Origin of the sequence: Alkalinema pantanalense CENA528 (assembly GCF_050753345.1) — a bacterium.
Taxonomy (GTDB): Bacteria; Cyanobacteriota; Cyanobacteriia; order Leptolyngbyales; family Leptolyngbyaceae; genus Alkalinema; species Alkalinema pantanalense.
On sequence record NZ_JBLZFX010000174.1, the window covers coordinates 1 to 5,244 of the forward strand.

Sequence of the window (5,244 nt, forward strand, 5' to 3'; positions counted from 1 at the left end):
GATGATAATGAGTTCGATTAACTAAAGCATTTGTCAGATCAATCTCTTTTGATCTATGAGATGGCTGAGCTCACGTTACACTTAGAGCTTAACTTTCATTAGATCTTGTCCAAATGCTTGGGTTCACCGCAGAGGGCAGGGCGAGAAATTACTCTATGAGTCGCTTGAGTCACTACCTAATTAATACAAATATTCTCTCAGAACCCCTCTGAGCCGCTTCCAAGTTTCTCCCTTCCAATACACCCCTCAGGATCTCGCCGAGGAACTGGCAGATGCAAACTAGCCAAGTCGTGATGGATGCCTCCCCTGGACTCCCCAAAGTCACCCGATGCGCAAAATTTGTTAGGGAATCCAGACAACCCCCTAAGCCATCGGGCGGATTTTAGAAACCCTTCACAGATTCCTGTCAACCTGTCCCCCTTATTCCCTAAAATAGTTGCGACACTTATGAAGAAATATGACCATCTCTGTCATACTGAATCATAAGTATGAATACCTATTCGTCTCTCTGGGCGAAGAATATTAGGTATTTGGCGGGGGTCTGTCAGAAGTGCTACGACATCACCAACCTACGCCGAACCGATTCCATTTTCGGGCAGGATTTCGGTCGTAACTGTTCAGTATGCTACTTTTGATCGGAGAAAATTCGGTCACGCCCTCTGTTTGACTCAAGTTGACCCAAGTTCGACTTCGTGGATAGCCGTCGTTAAGCGTTAAGTACCCAAAACATCATGGTCGTTGCAACCCAATCTCTGGAAGAACTGTGCATTAATTCGATTCGCTTTTTGGCGATCGATGCGGTTGAAAAAGCAAAATCTGGCCACCCTGGATTGCCCATGGGTGCAGCTCCGATGGCTTTTACACTGTGGGATAAGTTCCTGAAGTTCAATCCCAAGAATCCTAACTGGGTCAACCGCGATCGCTTCGTCCTGTCTGCTGGTCACGGTTCGATGCTGCAATATGCGTTGCTGCACCTGTTTGGTTACGACAGCGTTTCGATCGAAGACATCAAACAGTTCCGTCAGTGGGGCTCCAAGACCCCTGGTCACCCTGAAAACTTTGAAACCGCAGGCATTGAAGTCACCACCGGGCCTCTGGGTCAAGGGATTTGTAATGGCGTCGGCTTGGCCATGGCCGAAGCGCACCTAGCCGCCACCTACAACAAGCCCGACTGCACCCTGATCGACCACTACACCTACGTCATCCTGGGCGACGGTTGCAACATGGAAGGCGTCTCCGGCGAAGCTTGCTCCCTGGCAGGCCACTTGGGTCTGGGTAAGTTGATCGCCCTCTACGATGACAACCACATCTCCATCGACGGCGACACCTCCGTCTCCTTCACCGAAGATGTGGGCAAACGCTTTGAAGCTTACGGCTGGCAAGTCCTGGTTGTGCCCGATGGCGACACCAACCTCGACGCGATCGCCAAGGCCATCGAAGAAGCCAAAGCTTGCACCGACAAGCCGACGATGATCAAAGTTCGCACCACGATCGGCTACGGTTCCCCCAACAAAGCCAACACCGCTGGTGTCCACGGTGCGGCCCTGGGTGGTGACGAAGTCAAACTGACCCGCGAAAACCTGGGCTGGAACTACGACTCATTTGTCGTGCCCGAAGACGCTCGCGCCCACTTCAACAAGTCGATCGAGCGCGGTGCAGCGGCTGAAGCAGAATGGCAGAAAGTCTGGGAAAGCTACAAGAGCAGCTACCCCGAAGCAGCCGCACAGTTCGATCGTCAAATCAACTACCGCCTGCCCGAAGGTTGGGAAAAATGCCTGCCCACCTACACCCCCGAAGACAAACCCCTGGCCACCCGCCAAACTTCGGAAAAAACCCTTAACGCGATCGCCAATGCAGTGCCTGAACTGATCGGTGGTTCCGCTGACCTAACCCACTCCAACCTGACCCAACTGAAGGGCTTTGCCGACTTCCAGAAGGGTTCCTACCACGGTCGTAATCTGCGCTTCGGCGTCCGGGAACACGGCATGGCGGCCATCTGTAACGGGATCTACCTGCACAAGACCGGCTTGATTCCCTACGGTGCAACCTTCCTGGTATTCGTAGACTACATGCGCGGTGCTGTCCGTCTGTCCGCCCTGGCAGAAACCCAAGTCATCTACGTCCTAACCCACGACTCGATCGCCCTAGGTGAAGACGGCCCCACCCACCAACCCGTGGAAACCCTGGCTTCCCTGCGGGCAATGCCTAACCTGCTGACCTTCCGTCCGGCAGATGGGAACGAAACCTCTGGAGCCTACAAGGTGGCTGTGGAGCGTCGGACGACCTCTTCCGTGATGGCGATGTCCCGTCAAGCCCTGCCTCAACTGGCGGGTTCCAGCATCGAAGGCGTGGCACGCGGTGGCTATATCCTGTCTGACAGCGGTGACCTGCCCGACGTGATTCTGATTGCAACGGGTAGCGAAGTTAGCCTCTGTGTTGAAGCTGCCAACAAGCTGCGGGGCGAAGGCCACAAGGTGCGTGTCATCTCCATGCCCTGTGTGGATCTGTTTGAAGAGCAAGACGAAGCTTATCGCAATGCGATTCTGCCCAAGGAAACCAAGAAGCGCCTCGTGGTGGAAGCGGCTTCTAGCTTCGGTTGGCACAAGTACGCTGGAGACGAAGGCGACATCATCAGCATCGATCGCTTTGGCGTCTCGGCTCCCGGTGGCATTGCCATGGAGAAATTCGGCTTCACCGTGGACAACGTTTACAACCGCGCGAAGGCATTGCTCGCTTAGTGGTCAACACAGTGGTCAACACAGTGGTCAACACACAGGTGAGCCCAACCTTGGGGGAAGTTCGATCGCTAGCCGATCGCCCCTGAGCAACCTCTGGTAAAAGATGCCAGGGATTTAACTAGCTGAAAATTATGGGCTTCCCGATCGGGAAGCCTTTTTATTGCAGTGCAGTTTTTTTGTTGATGGTGTGGCGCAATTGTCGTTTTGCATCAGGATTAGACCCATTTCGATCGGTGGATCCCGAGCTACAGTCAGATTTAACGACAATTTTGGTCATAATCGCGGGGAATTGTCTCGAAATGTAAAGCTTCCTCCAGGTAAACGCTATGCGATCGCAACTCAGCAGATACACTGAAGATGGTATGACTCCGTTCTTTGGGACGAATGCCAAGCACCCAACAGACCGTCTTCGTTGCTTGAATGATTATTCCGAACTCAGTACTGGATGATCTATTTGCCGCTCTGCCTCAGGTGCGACCACAGATGTATTTCAAGTCTTCCTTGACAGCGTTGTCCCATGCCATGGAAGACCAAGTGCTGGCGGGTAGTGATAAGCCACTGGTCATTGCTAGTTTTCAGCGAGAACGATTTTACAAACAAGAAGCCCATCGTTACGCTCGCATTGCCGAACGCACTAACCAGGTCTATGTCCTAGCGGCTCCCGAAACGGATTTTGCCAATCGATCGATTGACTACGAGATGGTTGCCTTTGATCCCAGCGATCCATTGAGTCAAGAATGGCATTTAGTGGTGTTGGGGCGTCAATATGCCTGTTGTTTAATTTGTAAAGAAAAATTTCTTACTGATCCTAAAGTCCGTCAGTTTGAACTGCATGTGGATCAATCCCGCCGCTTTGAAGGGATTTGGAGCTTCGATCGGGAAATTGTCTGTAAGGCGGCAGAACTCTTGCTGCAACGCATTATGGCCTACCGCCCGGAATTGGCCACCAAAGTCGGTAAAGCCCTGGGCAAGTTAACTAAAGAAACGGCCAAAGGCTTTAAACCCCCCGTATCCGATCCCTTTGCAGAACGGTTGGTCACCTATCTACAAGTCGGACAATACAAGCTATCTAAAGCCTATCGCGCGATCGCTGAGAAGGAACGCAAAGAACGGCTGGTTAATCTGATGACTACGGCCATTCGTCGATCCCTTGATCCTGCCCAGGTTTTACAAGTTGCCACCCAAGAACTCGGCCAAGTCCTGCAACCCGATCGTTGCTTAATTTATCGCTGTAAGGCGACGGATGTGGTGGTGCGGCTGGAACATGAATTTCTGGATCCGGGTTCCACCGATGCAGAAACGGTGGATGATAGTTCCATTCCGTCGTTGCGGGGAATGGCTTGGGATTTAGCCATGAATCCGGTGTTTGAGCAAGTTGTACAAGTTCAAGAGTCGCTTTACATTGAAGATACTGAGTGCCATCCACTGTTAGAAGCGACTAGCAATGCTGCTAGCCCATTGCAATATCTGCTGCAGACGGGCAAAATTCGCTCGTGGTTAATGGTTCCTGTGCTGTATCAAGATCGGCTGTTGGGGATTGTGGAATTGCATTACTGCGATGCCCATTTACTCCAAAAACATGAACTGGAACTAGTGGATGCGATCGCGGCGCAAATCGGAATTGCCCTAATTCAAGCCGAAGCCTTTGCCAACTTGGAAGATCTCAACCAGCAATTAGAAGCCCTAGAACGCACTCGCAGTAATCTAATTGCCATTACTGGTCACGAATTACGGACACCGCTGTCTACCATTCAAGTATGCCTAGAGAGTTTATCTACTGATCCCACCATGCCAGCGGAACTGCGGCAGGTCATGCTCAGTTCTGCTCTCTCCGATGCGGAACGAATGCGCAAGTTAATTCAAGATTTTCTCACCCTATCTCGATTGGAAAGTGGTCGGGTGGAATGGCGAATGGAACCGCAACCGCTACAGGAATGTGTGGATTTAGCCCTCAGTAGTTTGAAAACTCGCTATGGCAGTAATTTACCGCAAATTACCGTTGAACTTCCCGATGAATTACCGATGGTGCGGGTGGATGGGGAATGGTTGGTGGAAGTGTTGTCTAAACTGTTGGATAATGCTTGTAAGTTTACCGATGCCAATGGAGAAATTCATGTTCAGGCGAAAAATGGAAGCGATCGACAAATGCTGGAAGTGATTGTGGCTGATACAGGCCGAGGCATTGAACCCAATCGACTGGAAAGGGTCTTCGAGCGCTTTTATCAAGAAGAGGGAGCGCTGCGCCGCAGTACGGGTGGGACGGGGCTAGGCTTAGCTATTTGTCGGCAAATTATTGCAGGCTGGGGCGGCAAAATCTGGGCGGAATCAGCAGGCAAAGATCGGGGTAGTCAGTTTCACTTTACGATGCCGATCGCGCGGGTTTCGTAAGTTTAGATAGGTAGGGGAACAGCGTATAAATAAAATCCCAATTGGATAGGGGGTAGGAGAGTAAAAGGGTAGGAGGGTGGGGGGATGAAGAGGGGATATTATTTCTTGGCAAATCCCT

2 protein-coding genes are annotated in these 5,244 nt (G+C 51.6%); both read left to right on the forward strand.

Annotated elements, in window-relative coordinates; genetic code table 11:
• Nucleotides 1–731 precede the first annotated feature (731 nt).
• Nucleotides 732–2,738, forward strand: coding sequence for a transketolase (tkt, locus tag ACN4EG_RS27005; protein ID WP_431633384.1), 2,007 nt, complete (start codon nucleotides 732–734; stop codon nucleotides 2,736–2,738).
• 420 nt (nucleotides 2,739–3,158) lie between these two features.
• A complete protein-coding gene (locus tag ACN4EG_RS27010; protein WP_431633385.1) occupies nucleotides 3,159–5,126 on the forward strand; it encodes a DICT sensory domain-containing protein in 1,968 nt (655 codons plus the stop codon).
• The last annotated feature ends 118 nt before the right edge of the window (nucleotides 5,127–5,244 follow it).

What these genes read in the sequence shown, in the direction of transcription:
- ACN4EG_RS27010 (WP_431633385.1), top strand. Translation starts at nt 3,159, where the DNA reads ATGATTATTCCGAACTCAGTACTGGATGATCTATTTGCCGCTCTGCCT.
- tkt (WP_431633384.1), top strand. Translation starts at nt 732, where the DNA reads ATGGTCGTTGCAACCCAATCTCTGGAAGAACTGTGCATTAATTCGATT.